The sequence below is a fragment of the Rhodosalinus sp. genome (genome assembly GCF_041685465.1).
Classification (GTDB): Bacteria; Pseudomonadota; Alphaproteobacteria; order Rhodobacterales; family Rhodobacteraceae; genus Rhodosalinus.
The window spans coordinates 1-17,643 of sequence record NZ_JAWLFS010000035.1; the positions used below are offsets into that span (position 1 = coordinate 1).

The window sequence follows — 17,643 nt, forward strand, 5'->3', positions numbered from 1 at the left end:
ACGCAGAGGAGCGTGGGCGGCCCCTCCCGCTCAGGACGCTCCGGCGGCGTCCCGGGGAGCGGCACCGCGTTGGGGATCACGGTGATCCTCTCCGCGGGCACGCCCCAGTGCTCCGCGATCTGGCGGGCCATCCCCTCGGTCAGCGCGATCACGCGGTCCGCGCAGGCGTAGGTGCGGCGAAAGAGCCGGCGCTTGTAGAGCCGCACGGGCAGGCTGCGCATCTCGTTGCGCTCCCAGGTATACAAGGCCTCGCGCAACACGACGGTCGGCGACTGGCCCGATCCGCGCAGGGCCCGCGACAGGCCCACGAGGTTCGGGAGATCCACCACGAGGCAGATGTCGGGACGTTGCGCCGCGAACACGCGGCGCAGCCGGGGGACGATCTGAACGGTGCGGCGCGTGCCGAGCACCTCGAGCGGGACGAGATCGCCGCGCAGCCCGGCTTGCTCCGCCTCCGGCGCGCGGCCGGCGGCGAGGACGACGTCGTGCCCCGCTTCGGCGAGGATGTTCGCGTATTTCACGGCGTTCTTCCCTGCGCCGCCCGAGACCGAGCGGACGTAGATCAGGATGCGGCGTGTCTCCGCCATCAGAGCCTCCCCGACGCGCCGGTGCGCGGTAGCCCGCGGACCCCGGCTTTGCAAGCCGCGGCCGGGTTGCCGGCGCGGGCACGACTGGATAAGCGGAAGCACCCTGAAAGCCAAAAGGAACGGCGATGTTCGATCTGACGGGAAAGACGGCGCTGGTGACCGGCGCCTCGGGCGGAATCGGCGGCGAGGTCGCGCGCGCGCTGCATGGCGCGGGGGCGACGGTGGCGCTGTCTGGCACGCGCGAGGGCCCGCTCGGGGAGCTGGCCGCCGCGCTCGGCGAGCGGGCGCATGTCCTGCCCTGCGACCTCTCCGACCCGGAGGCGGTGGCCGCGCTGCCCGGGCGCGCGACCGAGGCGATGGGCGGCCTCGGCATTCTCGTCAACAACGCCGGCATCACGCGCGACGGCCTCTTCATGCGCATGTCGGACGACGACTGGCAGCAGGTGCTCGACGTGAACCTGACCGCGACGATGCGCCTCTGCCGCGCGTCGCTCCGCGGCATGATGAAGGCCCGCTGGGGCCGGATCGTCAACGTCGGCTCCGTCGTGGGGTCCATCGGCAACCCCGGTCAGGCGAATTATGCCGCCGCCAAGGCCGGGCTCGTCGGGCTCACGAAGTCCATCGCGCACGAGGTGGCGCCGCGCGGCGTGACGGCGAACGTGGTCGCGCCGGGCTTCATCACCACGGCGATGACCGAGAAACTGACGGAGGATCAGCGGGCCGGGCTCCTTCAGCGGGTGCCCATGGGCCGCATGGGCGACGCGCGGGAGGTGGCGGCCGCCGCGCTCTACCTGGCGAGCCCGGAGGCGGCCTATGTCACCGGCGCGACCCTGCATGTGAACGGCGGAATGGCGATGCTGTGAGGCCGTGCCGGCACCGGCGAAAGCGTTTGCCATCGCCGGTGCATGTGCTATAGGCGCGCCTGATTTGGACGGGCCGTGGAACGGTCCGCCCGAGGCCGCCGCGCGGCACGACGACGCGCCCTTCCGGGCGCAGAGAGGCGCCGGACCCGAGGGGCGAGGGCAGAACAGGGCGAAGGCCCGGAAGGACAACGAGGACCTGGATATGAGCGACATCGCGGATCGCGTTAAGAAGATCGTCGTGGAGCATCTCGGCGTGGAGGAGGACAAGGTCAGCAACGCGGCCTCTTTCATCGACGACCTCGGCGCGGACAGCCTCGACACCGTCGAGCTGGTCATGGCCTTCGAGGAGGAGTTCGGGATCGAGATCCCCGACGACGCCGCCGAAAACATCCAGACCTTCGGCGACGCAGTGAAATTCATCGAGGACGCCCAGTAAGCGACCGGGCAGTCCGGATCGGGGCGGCATCCGGGCACCGGGTGCCGCCCTCTCTTTTTTTGAGCTGTCGCTGCCCCCGCGCGGGCCTTGCCCCGCGCGGGCGGGAGAGGCTATGAGCAGGCGGTCAGAAGCAGGAGTGCAGGCGATGCGGCGCGTTGTCGTTACGGGGTTGGGGCTTGTCACGCCGCTGGGATGCGGCGTCGATACGACATGGTCGCGCCTGCTCGAGGGGCGCTCCGGCGCGGGGACGATCACCCGCTTCGACGCCTCCCGCCTCGCCACCACCTACGCCTGCGAGGTGCCCCTCGGCGACGGGTCGGACGGGAGCTTCAATTCCGACGACTGGATCGCGCCCAAGGAACGGCGCAAGATCGACGAGTTCATCGTCTACGGCCTCGCCGCCGCGCAGCAGGCGGTCGAGGATGCGGGCTGGGCCGACGCGTCCGAAGCCGACAAGCTGCGCACCGGCGTGATGATCGGGTCGGGCATCGGCGGGCTCAACTCCATCGCCGAGACGGCCTGCCTCATCCGGGACAAGGGGCCGCGGCGCGTCTCGCCGTTCTTCATCCCGGGTTCGCTGATCAATCTCATCTCGGGGCAGGTGAGCATCCGCTACGGGTTCAAGGGACCGAACCACGCCGTCGTCACCGCCTGCTCGACCGGGGCGCATGCCATCGGAGACGCGGCGCGGCTGATCAAGGACGACGACGCCGACGTGATGCTCGCCGGCGGCGCCGAGGCCGCGATCAGCGAGATCGGCATCGCCGGCTTCAACGCCTGCAAGGCGCTCTCGACCAAATACGGCAATGCCCCCGAGGCGGCCAGCCGGCCCTACGATTGTGACCGCGACGGCTTCGTCATGGGCGAGGGCGCGGGCGTCGTGGTGCTCGAGGAATACGAGCACGCCAGGGCCCGCGGCGCGACGATCTACGCGGAGGTGATCGGCTACGGCCTCTCGGGCGACGCCTATCACATCACCGCGCCCAGCGAGGACGGCGACGGCGCGGAGCGCTCGATGCGCGCGGCGCTGCACAAGGCGGGGCTCGAGCCCGGCGCGATCGACTACATCAACGCGCATGGCACCTCGACCATGGCCGACGTGATCGAGCTGCAGGCGGTCGAGCGGATGCTTGGCGAGGCCGCGGCCGGCGTCACAATGTCCTCGACCAAGTCGATGACCGGCCACCTGCTCGGCGCGGCGGGCGCGATCGAGGCGATCTTCTCGATCCTCGCCATCCGCGATCAGGTCGCGCCGCCGACCATCAACCTCGACGCCCCGGCGGTCGAGACGCCGATCGACCTTGCGCCCAACGCAAAGCGCGCGCGCGAGATCTCGGTCGCGCTGTCCAACTCCTTCGGCTTCGGTGGCACCAACGCGAGCGTCCTCTTCCGGAAGGTCGCGTGAATGTGGCGCAGCATCGCGTCGAACGCTCTGACGCTCATCGCCGTGGTGCTGTTTCTCGGGGCCGGTCTGGTCCTCTGGGGCGAGCGGACGTATCGCGCGCCGGGCGCGCTCGATCGCGCCACCTGCGTGCAGGTCGAACGGGGCAGTAACCTGCGCGAGCTTTCGCGCCGCCTCGAAGAGGATGACGTGATCTCCTCGGGGCTCGTCATGCGCCTGGCCGCCGATTACGGGGGCATGACCGGCAGCCTGAAGGCGGGCAACTTCCTGATCGAGCCGGGCGCCTCCATCGAGGACGTGCTGGGCAAGGTCACGGGCGACGGCATCAGCGATTGCGGCACCGTGGTGACGCTCCGGGTCGGCGTGAACGCGACCCGCGCGGATGTGCTGCAGTTCTCTTCCGAGACGGGTCGGATGGAGGTGGCCGCGGAGGTGGCGCTGACCGGGGAGGAGCGCCCGGAGATCTACCGCGAGGCGCTGGCGGATCCCGCGACCGAATACAATGTGGTCACCGCCGAGGGGGCGACCAGCTGGCAGATCGCGCGCGCGCTCGAGCGGTTCGACGTGCTTGCGGGCGAGATCGACGAGACGCCCGACGAAGGCGCACTCGCGCCGGGCGGCTATAAGGTGCGCCGCGGCGACGACCGGGCGGATCTGATCGCCGAAATGGAGGAGGCCCAGGCTGCGATCCTTGCCGAAGCCTGGGCCGGCCGGGCACCGGGCTTGCCGCTCGAGACGCCCAAGGAGGCGCTGATCCTTGCCTCCATCGTGGAAAAGGAGACCGGCGTGGCCGCCGAGCGGCGCCGCGTGGCGAGCGTCTTCGTCAACCGCCTGGAGCGGGGGATGCGGTTGCAGACCGATCCGACGGTGATCTACGGCGTCACCGAGGGCCGCGGCGTGCTGGGCCGCGGGCTGCGCCAGAGCGAACTGCGCGAGGCGACGGCGTGGAATACCTACGTGATCGACGGGCTGCCGCCGACGCCGATCGCCAACCCCGGTCGGGCCAGCATCGAGGCCGCGCTGGATCCGGAGCCCACCGACGACCTTTTCTTCGTGGCCGACGGGACGGGCGGGCACGCCTTCGCCGAGACGCTTGCGGAACACAATCGCAATGTCGCGCGCTGGCGGGAAATCGAGGCCGAGCGCGCGGCCGAGGAGGACTGAGCGCGCGCTCGTCGGCTCTTGCGGGGGCAATCGCGCAGGGCGCTGCGGGCTAAGATTTTCCAATGGCAACGGGCGCTTAGTCGGGCCGGCGTTGCGCAACGGGATTGACGGATCGCACGCTTTCGCCTATAGGTTGCGGCACGCTGGACAGAGTGCACAGGGCGGCGCGGGACACCCCGCGGCCGCCCTTTTTCGTGCGCGTCCGGCGCGCACCCACCAACCGAAAGGCCGGCCCTTGTCCACCACCCTGACGACCGAGACGGCGGAGGACTCGCCCCTCGACGAGGAGATCGCCAGCATCGCGCGACAGCTCCGCGGGATGCGCCACGAGCTCGAGGACTTCCAGCACATGCTCGCGCGCGGCGACTGGGACGATGCGCGCGAGGCGGGCAAGGCGGTCGCCTCCGTCAAGCAGTGGATCCGGCTGGCGATAGAAGCGGAGATGCTGCTGCATGCGCGACGACGCAAGAGTTCCGGCCTCGCCCGGGGAAGCTACGCCCTCGACCTCGCCGCCGCCCGCGCCGAGATCGGCGCTCGACTGGATCGCCTGCGCCGCACCGGAGGCGCGCCGGCGGTTTCTTGACGACCTCGGCGACGGCGAACTGCTGGCCTTGCCCTTCCTGTTCGAGGTCTGGGCGATGGGGCATCAGCTGCCGCCCCCGGGTGACTGGCGCACATGGATCGTGATGGGGGGCCGTGGCGCGGGCAAGACACGCGCCGGGGCCGAATGGGTCCGCGCGGAGGTCGAGGGGCCCGGCCCGCTCGACAGCGGGCGCGCGCGCCACGTGGCGCTGGTGGGCGAGACCTACGACCAGGTGCGCGACGTCATGGTCCTGGGGGAAAGCGGCATCCTCGCCTGCTCGCCGCCCGACCGGCGGCCCGACTGGGAACCCTCGAAGCGCCGGCTCGTCTGGCCCAACGGGGCGGTGGCGCAGCTTTTCTCGGCGCACGATCCGGAGGCGCTGCGCGGGCCGCAGTTCGACGCGGCCTGGGCCGACGAACTGGCCAAATGGCTCAAGGCCGAGGCGGCGTGGGACATGCTGCAGTTCGCCCTGCGGCTGGGCGATGCGCCGCGGGCCTGCGTGACCACCACGCCGCGCAACGTGGCCGTGCTGAAACGGCTGCTCGCGCTCGAGTCGACGGTCGTCACGCGCGCCGGGACCGAGGCCAACCGCGCCAACCTCGCCGAGAGCTTCCTCGACGAGGTCCGCGCGCGTTATGCTGGCACGCGGCTCGGGCGGCAGGAACTCGACGGGGTGCTGCTCGAGGATGCGGAGGGCGCGCTCTGGACGTCCGCGGCGCTCGGGGACTGTCGCGTCGACCGCCCGCCGGAGCTCGACAGGATCGTGGTCGCGATCGACCCGCCCGCGACCGGGCACGCGGGGAGCGACTCCTGCGGCATCGTGGTGGCCGGCGCGACCCTCTCGGGCGATGTGCCCGACTGGCGGGCCGTGGTGCTGGAGGATGCGAGCCTCGGCGCGGCGCGACCCTCGGACTGGGCCGAGGCGGCGGTCGCGGCGATGGAGCGCTGGGGCGCCGAGCGGCTGGTCGCCGAGGTCAACCAGGGGGGCGACATGGTGGCGGAGGTGATCCGGCAGGTCGACCCGATGGTGCCGCTGCGGCAGGTGCGGGCGACCCGCGGCAAGCTCGCCCGCGCCGAGCCGGTCGCCGCGCTCTACGAACAGGGTCGGGTGCGCCACCTCCGGGGCCTTGCCGTGCTCGAGGAGCAGATGTGCCGCATGACGGCGCAGGGCTACGAGGGGCCCGGCAGCCCGGATCGGGTGGACGCGCTGGTCTGGGCGCTGCACGAACTCATGATCCTGCCGGCCGCCCGCTGGCGCCGGCCGAGGATGCGCGCGCTCTGAAGCCGGATCGGATCACGGTCACCCATCGTCGCGTGAATGGTCCCGTTCACTGATGCGGCATGTCCGGGCCGCTCGAGATCGGGGGTCCGCGTCCGGGGCCTCGCTCCGGAAGGGTGGCCGCCTGACCTGCGGCGGGGGTAGCCTGACGCGCCCTGTCGGACTGCCGGAGCTTGGGCCCCGCGACGCACCCTCAAGACGGGCGCGTCGCGGGGCCGGATAGGCGCTCAGGCCGCCTGCGCCTCCGGCCCGAAACGGCCATAGAAGCTCTCCCCCGTCTCCGCCATCTCGCGCAGGAGCGCCGGGCAGTCGAAGCGCGGGCCGTGGGTGGCCGCGAGCGCGTCGCAAAGCTCGGCCGCGCGCGCCGCGCCCAGCATGTCGAGCCATCCGAAGGGGCCGCCCGACCAGGGCGCGAAACCCCAGCCCAGGATCGCGCCCACGTCGCCCTCCCGGATGTCCTCCAGAACGCCCTCCTCGAGCGCGCGCACCGCTTCCAGCACCTGCGCGAACATGAGCCGGTGCTGCACCTCCGCAAGCTCGGGCTGCGCCTCGGCCGGGGGATACTGCGCCGCGAGCCCCTCCCAGAGCCCGAGGCGCTTGCCGCTCTCGTCGTAGGCGTAGAAGCCGGCGTTGGCCTTGCGCCCGAGCCGGCCCTCGTCGGCCATCCAGAAGAGCACCTCGTCCACCGCGTCGTCGGGGTAGGCCTCGCCGAGCGCCGCGCGCGTCGCCTTGGCGATCTTCACGCCGAGGTCGATCGAGGTCTCGTCCACCAGTTGCAGCGGCCCCACGGGGAAGCCGAGCTGGCGCGCCGCGTTCTCGATCAGCGCGGGCGTGACGCCCTCGCCGACCATGCGGATGCCTTCGTTGATGTAGGGGATGATGCAGCGGTTGGCGTAGAAGAAGCGCGCGTCGTTCACCGCGATCGGCGTCTTGCGGATCTGGCGCACGTAATCCAGCGCCTTGGCCACCGCGCGATCGCCCGTCTCGCGCCCCTTGATGATCTCCACCAGCAGCATCTTCTCGACCGGCGAGAAGAAGTGGATGCCGATGAACTGTTCGGGCCGGGCGCTGGCCTTGGCCAGATCGCTGATCGGCAGGGTCGAGGTGTTGGTGGCGAAGATCGCGTCCGCGGGCAGATGCGCCTCGGCCTGTTTCGTGACCTCGGCCTTGATCTTCGGGTCCTCGAAGACCGCCTCGATCACCAGGTCGCAGCCTTCAAGCGCGGCGTAGTCGGTCGTGGCCGTGATCCGCGCGAGCGTCTCGGCCTTTTTCTCGGGCGTCGACTTTCCCCGCTTGATGCCCTTGTCGAGATAGCTCTCGGTATAGGCCTTGCCCTTGTCGGCGGCCTCCTGGGCCTGGTCGATGAGCACGACCTCCATCCCCGCCTGCGCGGAGACGAGCGCGATTCCCGCCCCCATCATGCCCGCGCCGAGGACGCCCAGCTTCTGCACCCGCTGGTCCGGCGCCTCGGGGCGGTTCGCGCCCTTCTCCAGCGCCTCCTTGTTGACGAAGAGCGAGCGGATCATCGCCGCCGAGGAGGGGTTCAGCAGGATATGCGTGAACCAGCGCGCCTCGATCCGGAGCGCGGTGTCGAAGGGCACCAGCGCGCCCTCGTAGACCGCCGACAGGAGCGCCTGCGCCGCCGGGAAGGCCCCGTAGGTCTGCGCGTTCACCATCGCCGAGGCGCCGACGAAGGTCATGAAGCCCTGCGGGTGATAGGGCGTGCCGCCCGGCATCTTGTAGCCCTTCGCATCCCAGGGCTTGACGATGTCGGCGTCTCCCGCGTTCAGCACCCAGGCCTTCGCCGCGGCCAGCGGGTCCTCGACCACCTCGTCGATGATGCCAGCCGCTTTGGCCTTCGCCGGCGCCACCGTCTTGCCCTCCAGCAGGTAGGGCGAGGCCGCCATCGCGCCGAGCTTGCGCACGAGCCGCGTGGTCCCGCCCGCGCCCGGGAAGATGCCCACCTTGATCTCCGGCAGGCCGATCTTGGCCTTGGGGTTCTCGGCGGCGAAGATGCGATGCGTGGCGAGCGGGATCTCCAGCCCGATGCCCACCGCCGTGCCGGGCAGGGCGGAGGCGATCGGCTTGCCGCCCTTCAGCGTCTTGGGGTCCATCCCCGCGCGCTCGATCTTCCGCAAGGTCCCATGCATCTGCATGATGCCCTCGAAGAGACCCTTCGCCGGGTCGTCGCCCGCCTCGTCCCGCATCCGCGCGAGCACGTTGAGGTCCATGCCGCCGGCGAAGTCCTTCTTCGCGGAGGTGATGACGACGCCCTTCACCGCGTCGTCGGACAGCGCCTTGTCGATCAGGGCGTCCAGCTCGCCCAGCGCGTCGAGGCTGAGCACGTTCATCGACCGCCCCGGCACGTCCCAGGTGATCACCGCGACGCCGTCGGCGCCCTTGTCCATCGTGAATTCGGTCATCTCTCTCGCCCTCACACGCGTTCCAGGATCGTTGCCGCGCCCATGCCCGAGCCGATGCAGAGCGTGGCGAGGCCGGTCTCGCGGTCCGCGCGCTCCATCTCGTCCAGCAGCGTGCCGAGGATCATCGCCCCCGTGGCGCCCAGCGGGTGGCCCATGGCGATGGCGCCGCCGTTCACGTTGACGCGGGACGGGTCCACCTCGAAGGCCTGCATGAAGCGCATGACAACCGCCGCGAAAGCCTCGTTCACCTCGAACAGGTCGATGTCGCCGATCTGCATCCCGCTCTCGCGCAGGATCTTGCGCGTCACCGGCACGGGGCCTGTCAGCATGATGGTGGGATCGGTGCCGATCTTGGCGGTGGCGCGGATGCGCGCGCGCGGGGTGAGCCCGTTCGCCTCGCCCCATTCCTTCGACCCGATGAGCACGGCGGCCGCGCCGTCCACGATGCCGGAGGAGTTGCCGGCGTGGTGGATGTGCTCGACCCGCTCGAGATGCGGGTACTTCAGCATCGCCACCTTGTCGAAACCCGGCATCGCCTCGCCCTGCTCCTTGAAGGAGGGCTTGAGCGCGCCAAGGCTCTGCATGTCCGTCTCGGGGCGCATGTGCTCGTCGCGATCGAGGATCGTCAGCCCGTTGACGTCCTTCACCGCCACGACGGACTTCGCGAAGCGCGCCGCGTCCCAGGCCGCCTTGGCGCGCTGCTGGCTCTCGACGGCGAGCGCATCCGCCTCGTCGCGGGTGAAACCGTATTCCGTCGCGATGATGTCCGCGCCGATGCCCTGGGGGACGAAATACATCTCCATCGCCACGGACGGATCGGCCGCGATCGCGCCGCCGTCCGAGCCCATCGGCACGCGGCTCATGCTCTCCACCCCGCCCGCGATATAGGCGCCGCCCGCGCCGCCGCGCACCTGGTTGGCGGCCATGTTCACCGCCTCCAGCCCGGAGGCGCAGAAACGGTTGATCGACACGCCCGGGATCGACTCGTCGAGATCCGAGGCGAGCACGGCGGTGCGCGCGAGACAGGCCCCCTGTTCGCCCACCTGCGTGACGTTGCCCCAGATCACGTCCTCCACGGCGTGACCCTCGAGCCCGTTGCGCGCCTTGAGCGCATCGAGCGCGGTCGTGGACAGGCGCACCGCGGTCACCTCGTGCAGGCTCCCGTCCTTGCGGCCCTTGCCGCGCGGCGTGCGCACGGCGTCGAAGATATAGGCGTCGGTCATCGTCTGCCTCCGTTCAGGCCCGGTCGCTCGGATGGCCGGGCATCAGGTCGTAAGGGTGTTTCCAGCCCGGCAGCGCCGCGAGGCGCGCGAGCCAGGCGTCGATGGCGGGCCACGCGGCCCGGTCGAACCCGAAGGGCTCGGGATAGAAGAGATAGCCGCAGCAGGAGAAGTCGGCGTTCGTCGGCCCGTCGCCCACGATCCAGTCGCGGCCTTCGAGATGCCGGTCGAGCACCGCATAGGCGGCCTTCAGCCGCCCCTGCATGAAGCCGATCACCTCGGCCGGGCGCTTCTCCTCGGGCAGGAAGTTCATCAGGAAGCGTGTCATTCCTGCCTGGCTCGAGAGCTTGTGGTTGTCCCAGAGCACCCAGCGCAGGACCTCGCGCCGCTCACGCGCGTCGCGTCCTCCGAACATTCCCGATCTCTCCGAAACGTAATCCTGGATCGCGCCGGACTGCGTGAGCACGTAGTCCCCGTCCACCATCACCGGCGCCTCGCCCATCGGGTTGAGCGCGCGGTAGTCCCCCGACCGCGTGGCGCCGGAGAAGAAATCTACCTTCACCGGCGTCCAGGCGAGCCCCGAGAGCGCGAGGGGCAGCGCGGCCTTGTAGGAATTGCCGCTCTCCCCGAAGCAGTGGAGCTCGATGGTCATGGCGCGCTCCTCGCCGACCGGCGCGATGCGGGGGTTTCACACCCCCGCACCCCCGTGGGATATTTTTTTCCAAGAAGAAGCAGGAGACGCGTCTGCGTCCACGGTTCGTTAATCCTCTCCGGGGTATCGTCTTCCTGCGGTACAGGCTGGGAAGCCGATGACCGCCCAAGGAGAAGCTCCGCCGCTCGCCCGGTGCGCGCGCATCGCGGGCGGCGGAGTGGACCGAGTGCGGCCCGGGTGCGATCAAGGGGCTCGATGTGCGGTCCGGCTCCTTCTTCTTGGCTCAAATATCCCGCGGGGGTGTGGGGGCGCGAAGCCCCCACCGCCCACGGCGCCGCCCGCGCCACTGCCGGGGTCATTTGCCCCCCGCGAAGCTGCGCGCGATGAGTTCCTTCATGATCTCGTTGGTGCCGCCGTAGATGCGCTGCACCCGCGCGTCGGTCCACATCTCGGCGACGGCGTATTCCTGCATGAATCCGTAGCCGCCGTGCAGCTGGAGGCAGTCGTCGAGCACCTCGCCCTGCGTGTCCGTCAGCCAGTATTTCGCCATCGCCGCCTTCTCCACGGTGAGCTCCCCCCTCAGGTGCTCTGCGATGCACTCGTCGAGGAAGGCGCGGGCGACCTTGGTCTTCGTCAGGCATTCGGCGAGCTTGAAGCGGGTGTTCTGGAACTGCATGATCGGGCCGCCGAAGGCCTCGCGCTCGTTGCAGTAGGCGATCGTGCGCTCGACCGCGCCTTCCATCGCGCCGACGGCGCCGCAGCCGATGATGAGGCGCTCCTGCGGCAGTTGCTGCATCATCTGGTAGAAGCCGCGCCCCTCCTCGGCCCCGAGGATGTTCTCGGGAGGGACCGGCACCGCGTCGAAGAAGAGCTCGGACGTGTCGGCGGCGTGCGCGCCGATCTTCTCGAGGTTGCGGCCGCGCGTGAAGCCTTCGGCGCCCTCGGTCTCGACCACCACGAGCGAGGTGCCCTTCGCGCCCTTCGACGGGTCGGTCTTGGCCGCGACCACGATGAGGTCGGCGTGCTGCCCGTTGGTGATGAAGGTCTTCTGCCCGCTCACGCGGTAGACGTTGCCGTCGCGCACCGCGCGCGTCCTGAGGTTCTGCACGTCCGAGCCGCCCGACGGCTCTGTCATGGCGAGCGCGCCCACCATCTCGCCCGAGACCATCTTCGGCAGCCAGCGCATCTTCTGCTCTTCGGTGCCGTAGGCGAGGACGTAATGCGCGACGATGCCGGAGTGGATGCCGTGGCCCCAGGAGGCCAGGTTGGCGCGCGAGCCTTCCATCAGGATCACCGCCTCGTGGCCGAAATCGCCGCCGGCGCCGCCGTACTCTTCGGGGACCGAGGGGCAGAGCAGGCCGAGGTCGCCGGCCTGTCCCCATGTCTCCCGGTCCATTTCGCCCTGCCGGCGCCAGCGGTCGTAGTGCTGGACCCAGTTTTCCTCGATGAAGCGCCGGGTCATGTCGGCGAGCATCTGGTGCTCTTCGGTCATCCAGGCCGATGGCATCGCGGTTTCTCCTCCCCTTGAAACCCTGGTGTCGGCTTATCGCTTGCGCGCGTCGAGCTCCGCGTTGAAGAGGCGCAGCCGGTGGCCGAGCGCCTCGTCGTCGGTGACGCTGTCGAAATGCTCGAAGAGGAACGAGAGCGCCTCGCCCTCGTCGAGCCCGGCCTCCCGCGCGAAGCGGCGCAGGCGACGGTAGCCGTCCTCGGTCATCGCGACCTGAAAGCGCCGGGTCGTGCGGAAGCGTTTCGGCATGGCTCCTCCCCTTGCGCCGCCGTTGGCTGCGGGCTCGACATGCACCCTACGTCAGAACTGCGCCGCGTCCAGCTCCATGACCGGTGCGGCGCCGCTGCCGATCCGGGCGAGATGCATGCCCGTCGCCGGCAGCTGGCGCGCCATGTAGTAGCGCCCCGTGGCGAGCTTGGCCTCGAGGAAGGCCGGGTCGCCGCGACCTTCGGCCAGCGCCGCCTTCGCCGCGAGCCCCATCTTCGCCCACATGAGGCCGAGGCAGACGTGCCCGAAGAGGTGCATGAAGTCGTAGCTGCCCGAGAGCGCCGCCTGCGGGGTCTTCATGCCCTGCTGCATGAAGAACATGCCCGCCGACTGCAGGTCCTTTGAGGCCTGCTTGAGCGGCTCGAGGAAGTCGCGATCGAAGGCTTCGTCCTCGCCTTCGTGTTCCTTGTTGAAGGCCTTGACCATCTCGAAGAAGGCCATGATCGCCTTGCCGCCGTCCTGCCCGAGCTTGCGCCCCACCAGGTCGAGCGACTGGATGCCGTTCGTGCCCTCGTAGATCATGGTGATCCGCGAATCGCGCACGAACTGCTCGAGGCCCCATTCCTTGACGAAGCCCGAGCCGCCGAGCGTCTGCTGCGCGAGCACCGTGGTCTCGAACCCCTTGTCGGTGAGGAAGCCCTTGATGACGGGTGTCAGCAGCGAGATCATAGCATCCGCCTCGGCGTCGCCCGCGCGCTCGGACCGGTCGATCATCTGCGCGCCCCAGAAGGTGAAGGCGCGCGCGCCCTCGACGAAGCTCTTCTGGTGCAGGAGGTTTCGCCGCACGTCCGGGTGCACGATGATCGGGTCGGCCGGCCCGTCGGGGTTCGCCGGGCCGGTCACGTCGCGCCCCTGAAGCCGGTCCTGCGCGAAGGCGCGCGCGTTCTGATAGGCGACCTCGCCCATCGCGTAGCCCTGCAGGCCGACGCCGATGCGGGCCTCGTTCATCATGGTGAACATCGCGCGCATGCCCTTGTGAAGCTCGCCCACGAGGTAGCCGGTGGCGCCATCGTAGTTCATGACGCAGGTGGCGTTGCCGTGGATGCCCATCTTGGACTCGAGCCCGCCGCAGGTGACGGCGTTGCGCGCGCCCAGCGAGCCGTCCTCGTTCACCATGAACTTCGGCACGATGAAGAGCGAGATGCCCTTGGTGCCCTCGCCGCCGCCGGGGGCCTTGGCGAGCACGAGGTGGATGATGTTCTCGGACAGGTCGTGCTCTCCGGCCGAGATCCAGATCTTCTGGCCGGTGATGCGCCAGGTGCCGTCGTCGGCAGGCTCCGCCTTGGTGCGGATCAGGCCGAGGTCGGTGCCGCAATGCGGCTCGGTCAGGTTCATGGTCCCCGACCAGATGCCGTCGACGAGGTTGGGCAGATAGGTGCGCTTCTGCGCCTCCGAGCCGTGGGTGTGGATCGCGGAGTAGGCGCCGTGGGTCAGCCCCTGGTACATGTTGAAGGCCATGTTGGCGGAGACGAACATCTCGCCCACCGCCGAGCCGATCAGGTAGGGCATCCCCTGGCCGCCGTACTCCGGGTCGGCGTCGAGGCCCATCCAGCCGCCCGCGCGCATCTGCTCGTAGGCGTCCCTGAAGCCCTCGGGCGTGCGCACCTTGCCGTTCTCGAGCGTGCAGCCCTGCGCGTCGCCGACGGGATTGAGAGGCGCGAGCACGTTCTCCGACAGCTTGCCCGCTTCCTCGAGGATCGCGGCGGTCGTCGCGCGGTCGAGGTCCTCGTAGCCGGGGATCCCGGCCTCCGAGATCGCGAGCACGTCATGCAGGACGAACTGCATGTCGCGGGTGGGGGCGTCGTAGATCGGCATCGCTCACTCCCTGGGCTTGTGGTGCCGCGGCCGCTATTCGGCCGCGGTCCTGTTCGTCGAGGCGAGCATCTGCTCGCCCCAGGCGAGCTGCTCGCGCAGCTCGGAAATCGCGTCGTCGAGCTCGGCGCGCTGCTGCTCCATCTCCGCCAGTCGCGTCTGCGCGAGCTCATGGGCGCGCTGAATCTGCGTTTGCTGCTGATCGTCGGCGTCGTAGAGGTCGAGAAGCTGGCGGATCTGCTCGAGGCTGAACCCGAAGCGCTTGCCGCGCAGGATCAGCTTGAGCCGCGCGCGATCGCGGCGGGTGAAGAGCCGCTTCTGGCCTTCCCGGATCGGGAAGATGAGCTCCTTCGCCTCGTAGAAACGGAGCGTTCGCGGGGTGACGCCGAAGGCATCGCACATCTCGCGGATGGTCATGGTTGCGTCGGTTTCGGCGCCTGCGTTTTCTGCGGTCATGTTCTTGGTCCTCGTCTGTCTCAGCGTGACGCCGGGGACATGCGGGTTCACCCAACCGGATACAACAGCATCGAAAGTTTACGTAAGCGAGACGCTGCGTCATTTCTATCCACGGGAAATCTTTCGTCTCGGACAGGGGGTCGCGCGCAACGAAATGACGTTGCGGGAGCCTTGGCCGACATGCGGCAAGGTGCAGGGATTGCACAACTTTCCGTGATATCTTTGGATCGTGGCGATCGGTTCAGCCAAAAGCCCGGCCATCGCCGCTGCGCAGAGTGGCGCGGGTCTCGTCGCGCATGCGGCGCAGTTCGTCCATCGCTTCCTCGATCTGCGCCTTCTGCCGGGCGAGCTCGTCGAGCTGCGCGTCCGCGGCCTCGACGAAGGTGCGCATCTGCGTCTCGGTGCCTTCCTTCTCGTAGATCAGCAGCCATTGCCGGATATCCTCGAGCTGAAAGCCATAACGCCGCCCGCGCAGGATGAGCGTCATGCGGGCGAGTTCGCGCGGTCCGTAGAAGCGCTGCCGCCCGATGCGCTCGGGTTGCAGGATCTCGATGTACTCGTAATACCTGAGCGTGCGTGGCGTCACCTCGAAGCGCGCGCACATTTCCTTGAACGAGAGGCGTGGCTCGGACATCCGCAATCTCCCTTGCCTTCGACCTAGGTCCCCGGCGACGCGTGGGCAACCGCGGGCGGCGGTCTTGCGCTCGCCCGGGCGGCGCGCGATGAAGGACGGGACTGGCGAGGATCGAGAGCGCATGACCCCCGACAAGGCAGAAATGGCGCGCCGGTTCACCGAGGCGATCCCCCACGTGAAGGCGCTGGGCATGGAGTTCGCGCACCTCGGCGACGGCGAGGCCTCGATGCGGATGCCGTGGAACCCGCGATTCGTGGGCGATCCGGAAACCGGCGTGATCCATGGAGGTGCGGTCTCGGCGCTGATGGACACCTGCTGCGGCGCCGCGGTGATGAGCCACCCGGCCGCGCCCGGCACGACGGCGACGCTCGATCTGCGCATCGACTACATGCGCCCCGCGACGCCGGGGCAGAGCGTGCGCACCACGGCCACCTGCTACCGGCTGACGCGCACGGTCGCTTTCGTCCGCGCCACCGCCTGGGACGACGACGATGCGCGCCCGGTCGCCACGGCGACCGGGGCCTTCACCGTGGAGGGTGTCAAATGAGCGGTCCCCGCCCGGAGCCCGTGCAGGTCGTCAAGCAGCGCCGCGACGCCGCGCTCTCCGCGCTGTCGGGCGGGGTTCCCTACATCCAGTATCTCGGCATCGGCTTCGAGCGCCGCGGCGACGAGCTGACCGCGGTGCTGCCCTTCGACGACAAGCTGATCGGCAACCCGATGCTGCCCGCGCTTCACGGCGGGGTCACGGCGGCCTTCCTGGAGACCGCGGCGATCATCGAGCTGTCGTGGCAGATGCTCTGGCCCGACATCGAGTCGGGCGCGCTCGACCCCGACCGGCTCGCCGCGGGCGAGCTGCCGCGCCTGCCGAGGACCATCGATTTCACCGTGGATTACCTGCGCTCGGGCCTGCCGCGCGACGCCTACGCGCGGGCACGCGTCAACCGCTCCGGCCGGCGCTACTCGAGCGTTCATGTCGAGGCGTGGCAGGACAACCGTGCCCGCCTCTTCGCGCAGGCGACCGGGCACTTCCTGATGCCGCCCCGCGATGGCGGCTGAGGCCCCGGCGCCGCGCGAGGTCGACCACGCCCGGGTGCTGCGCATCGCGGTGCCAATCGTCATCTCGAACGCCACGATCCCGCTGCTCGGCGCCGTCGATACCGGCGTCGTCGGGCAGATGGGGGAGGCCGCGCCGATCGGGGCCGTGGGCCTCGGCGCGATCGTCATCACCGCGGTCTACTGGGTCTTCGGCTTCCTGCGCATGGGGACCACCGGCCTCGCCGCGCAGGCCGAGGGCGCGGGCGACGGCGGCGAGGTCGCGGCGCTCCTGACGCGCGTCCTGCTGATCGGGCTCGGGGCGGGCGCGGGCCTGATCCTGCTGCAACTTCCGATCTTCTGGGCCGCCTTCGAACTCGCGCCGGCGAGCGCGGAGGTCGAGGGGCTGGCGCGTGGCTATCTCGGCATACGGGTCTGGAGCGCGCCGGCCGCCATCGCGATCTACGGGGTCACCGGCTGGCTCATCGCGCGGGAGCGCACGCGCGCCGTCCTCGTGCTGCAGGTCTGGATGAACGGGGTGAACATCCTGCTCGACCTGTGGTTCGTCCTCGGCCTCGGCTGGGGCGTGGAGGGCGTGGCCTTCGCCACCTTCCTCGCCGAGTGGTCGGCGCTCGCCCTCGGGCTCTGGCTCTGCCGCGACGCCTTCCGCCGGCCGGAGTGGCGCGACTGGGCGCGGGTCGCCGACGCGGAGCGCCTGCGCCGCATGGCAGTGGTGAACACAGACATCCTGATCCGCTCGCTGCTCCTGCAGACGGTCTTCGTCTCCTTCCTCTTCGTCGGCTCGGACTTCGGCGACGTCACGCTCGCCGCCAACCAGGTGCTGATGCAGTTCCTGCAGATCACCGCCTACGCGCTCGACGGTTTCGCCTTCGCCGCCGAAGCCATCGTCGGTCAGGCGATGGGCGCGCGAAGCGTGGCGACGCTGCGCCGTGGCGCGGCGGTCTCGAGCCTCTGGGGCGGGCTGTCGTCGCTCGGCATGGCGGCGGCCTTCGCGCTCGCGGGTCCCGCGATCATCGACCTGATGGCCACCGCGCCCGAGGTGCGGGCAGAGGCGCGCGTCTTTCTGCCCTGGATGGTCGCCGCGCCGCTGCTGGGCCTCGCGAGCTGGATGCTCGACGGCATCTTCATCGGCGCGACGCGCACCGCGGACATGCGCAACATGATGGCGGTGAGCTTCGCGGTCTACGTCGCCGCGGCGCTCGCGCTGGTGCCGGCCTTCGGCAATCACGGGCTCTGGGCGGCGCTGCTGATCTCCTTCGTGGCGCGCGGCGTGACGCTCGGCCTGCGCTACCCGGCGCTGGAGCG

At 70.0% G+C, this 17,643-nt stretch carries 18 protein-coding genes; 9 read left to right on the forward strand and 9 right to left on the reverse strand.

Annotated elements, in window-relative coordinates; genetic code table 11:
• Positions 1-587: glycosyltransferase family 4 protein (locus ACESL7_RS03910; protein WP_372891650.1), on the reverse strand; the 587-nt coding region annotated here is incomplete at its 3' end.
• 125 nt (positions 588-712) lie between these two features.
• Between ACESL7_RS03910 and fabG the strand changes: the two genes are divergently transcribed.
• The 6 genes from fabG (at position 713) to ACESL7_RS03940 (ending at position 6,317) form a co-directional block, all read left to right on the forward strand.
• A complete protein-coding gene (gene fabG / locus ACESL7_RS03915) occupies positions 713-1,450 on the forward strand; it encodes a 3-oxoacyl-[acyl-carrier-protein] reductase (RefSeq protein WP_372891652.1) in 738 nt (245 codons plus the stop codon).
• A 202-nt stretch (positions 1,451-1,652) separates the two neighbouring features.
• The gene (locus ACESL7_RS03920; protein ID WP_372891654.1) at positions 1,653-1,886 is read left to right on the forward strand and encodes an acyl carrier protein; all 234 of its coding nucleotides are present in this window, start codon (positions 1,653-1,655) and stop codon (positions 1,884-1,886) included.
• Positions 1,887-2,031: 145 nt separating this feature from the next.
• Complete coding sequence (gene fabF, locus ACESL7_RS03925) at positions 2,032-3,291, forward strand: beta-ketoacyl-ACP synthase II (RefSeq protein WP_372891656.1); 1,260 nt, start codon at positions 2,032-2,034, stop codon at positions 3,289-3,291.
• Positions 3,292-4,452 (forward strand): endolytic transglycosylase MltG, encoded by a 1,161-nt coding sequence (gene mltG, locus ACESL7_RS03930; protein ID WP_372891658.1) that lies wholly within the window; start codon positions 3,292-3,294, stop codon positions 4,450-4,452.
• A 235-nt stretch (positions 4,453-4,687) separates the two neighbouring features.
• Complete coding sequence (locus ACESL7_RS03935) at positions 4,688-5,035, forward strand: hypothetical protein (RefSeq protein WP_372891660.1); 348 nt, start codon at positions 4,688-4,690, stop codon at positions 5,033-5,035.
• Between the two features lie 28 nt (positions 5,036-5,063).
• A complete protein-coding gene (locus ACESL7_RS03940; protein ID WP_487247750.1) occupies positions 5,064-6,317 on the forward strand; it encodes a DNA-packaging protein in 1,254 nt (417 codons plus the stop codon).
• A 224-nt stretch (positions 6,318-6,541) separates the two neighbouring features.
• On the opposite strand, the gene ACESL7_RS03945 is transcribed toward ACESL7_RS03940, so the two are convergent.
• From ACESL7_RS03945 to ACESL7_RS03980, 8 genes are all read right to left on the reverse strand, one after another.
• Complete coding sequence (locus tag ACESL7_RS03945) at positions 6,542-8,737, reverse strand: 3-hydroxyacyl-CoA dehydrogenase NAD-binding domain-containing protein (protein WP_372891662.1); 2,196 nt, start codon at positions 8,735-8,737, stop codon at positions 6,542-6,544.
• A gap of 11 nt (positions 8,738-8,748) precedes the next feature.
• Positions 8,749-9,960 carry an acetyl-CoA C-acetyltransferase gene (locus tag ACESL7_RS03950; protein WP_372891664.1) on the reverse strand — a complete coding sequence of 404 codons (1,212 nt, stop codon included), beginning with the start codon at positions 9,958-9,960 and terminating at the stop codon, positions 8,749-8,751.
• A 13-nt stretch (positions 9,961-9,973) separates the two neighbouring features.
• Entirely contained in the window at positions 9,974-10,609 is a 636-nt protein-coding gene (locus ACESL7_RS03955; protein ID WP_372891666.1) for a glutathione S-transferase family protein, read from the reverse strand.
• 355 nt (positions 10,610-10,964) lie between these two features.
• On the reverse strand, positions 10,965-12,116 hold the full coding sequence (locus tag ACESL7_RS03960) for an acyl-CoA dehydrogenase family protein (protein WP_372891668.1): 1,152 nt from the start codon (positions 12,114-12,116) through the stop codon (positions 10,965-10,967).
• A gap of 36 nt (positions 12,117-12,152) precedes the next feature.
• On the reverse strand, positions 12,153-12,365 hold the full coding sequence (locus ACESL7_RS03965) for a hypothetical protein (protein ID WP_372891669.1): 213 nt from the start codon (positions 12,363-12,365) through the stop codon (positions 12,153-12,155).
• A 51-nt stretch (positions 12,366-12,416) separates the two neighbouring features.
• The gene (locus ACESL7_RS03970) at positions 12,417-14,198 is read right to left on the reverse strand and encodes an acyl-CoA dehydrogenase C-terminal domain-containing protein (protein ID WP_372891671.1); all 1,782 of its coding nucleotides are present in this window, start codon (positions 14,196-14,198) and stop codon (positions 12,417-12,419) included.
• A gap of 33 nt (positions 14,199-14,231) precedes the next feature.
• Positions 14,232-14,651, reverse strand: a complete 420-nt coding sequence (locus ACESL7_RS03975) for a MerR family transcriptional regulator (protein WP_372891673.1) — start codon at positions 14,649-14,651, stop codon at positions 14,232-14,234.
• Positions 14,652-14,892: 241 nt separating this feature from the next.
• A complete protein-coding gene (locus ACESL7_RS03980) occupies positions 14,893-15,285 on the reverse strand; it encodes a MerR family transcriptional regulator (protein WP_372891675.1) in 393 nt (130 codons plus the stop codon).
• Between the two features lie 121 nt (positions 15,286-15,406).
• On the opposite strand from ACESL7_RS03980, the gene ACESL7_RS03985 reads away from it, so the two are divergent.
• The 3 genes from ACESL7_RS03985 to ACESL7_RS03995 all read left to right on the forward strand — a co-directional run.
• A complete protein-coding gene (locus tag ACESL7_RS03985; protein ID WP_372891677.1) occupies positions 15,407-15,832 on the forward strand; it encodes a PaaI family thioesterase in 426 nt (141 codons plus the stop codon).
• Entirely contained in the window at positions 15,829-16,341 is a 513-nt protein-coding gene (locus tag ACESL7_RS03990; protein WP_372891679.1) for a PaaI family thioesterase, read from the forward strand. Before ACESL7_RS03985 ends, ACESL7_RS03990 begins: the two co-directional genes overlap by 4 nt.
• Positions 16,331-17,643: MATE family efflux transporter (locus ACESL7_RS03995; protein WP_372891681.1), on the forward strand; the 1,313-nt coding region annotated here is incomplete at its 3' end. The genes ACESL7_RS03990 and ACESL7_RS03995, both read left to right, overlap by 11 nt.

Coding starts and splice junctions, on each gene's coding strand:
- fabG (WP_372891652.1), top strand. CDS start 713: ATGTTCGATCTGACGGGAAAGACGGCGCTGGTGACCGGCGCCTCGGGC.
- ACESL7_RS03920 (WP_372891654.1), top strand. CDS start 1,653: ATGAGCGACATCGCGGATCGCGTTAAGAAGATCGTCGTGGAGCATCTC.
- fabF (WP_372891656.1), top strand. CDS start 2,032: ATGCGGCGCGTTGTCGTTACGGGGTTGGGGCTTGTCACGCCGCTGGGA.
- mltG (WP_372891658.1), top strand. CDS start 3,292: ATGTGGCGCAGCATCGCGTCGAACGCTCTGACGCTCATCGCCGTGGTG.
- ACESL7_RS03945 (WP_372891662.1), bottom strand. CDS start 8,737: ATGACCGAATTCACGATGGACAAGGGCGCCGACGGCGTCGCGGTGATC.
- ACESL7_RS03950 (WP_372891664.1), bottom strand. CDS start 9,960: ATGACCGACGCCTATATCTTCGACGCCGTGCGCACGCCGCGCGGCAAG.
- ACESL7_RS03955 (WP_372891666.1), bottom strand. CDS start 10,609: ATGACCATCGAGCTCCACTGCTTCGGGGAGAGCGGCAATTCCTACAAG.
- ACESL7_RS03960 (WP_372891668.1), bottom strand. CDS start 12,116: ATGCCATCGGCCTGGATGACCGAAGAGCACCAGATGCTCGCCGACATG.
- ACESL7_RS03965 (WP_372891669.1), bottom strand. CDS start 12,365: ATGCCGAAACGCTTCCGCACGACCCGGCGCTTTCAGGTCGCGATGACC.
- ACESL7_RS03970 (WP_372891671.1), bottom strand. CDS start 14,198: ATGCCGATCTACGACGCCCCCACCCGCGACATGCAGTTCGTCCTGCAT.
- ACESL7_RS03975 (WP_372891673.1), bottom strand. CDS start 14,651: ATGACCGCAGAAAACGCAGGCGCCGAAACCGACGCAACCATGACCATC.
- ACESL7_RS03980 (WP_372891675.1), bottom strand. CDS start 15,285: ATGTCCGAGCCACGCCTCTCGTTCAAGGAAATGTGCGCGCGCTTCGAG.
- ACESL7_RS03985 (WP_372891677.1), top strand. CDS start 15,407: ATGACCCCCGACAAGGCAGAAATGGCGCGCCGGTTCACCGAGGCGATC.
- ACESL7_RS03990 (WP_372891679.1), top strand. CDS start 15,829: ATGAGCGGTCCCCGCCCGGAGCCCGTGCAGGTCGTCAAGCAGCGCCGC.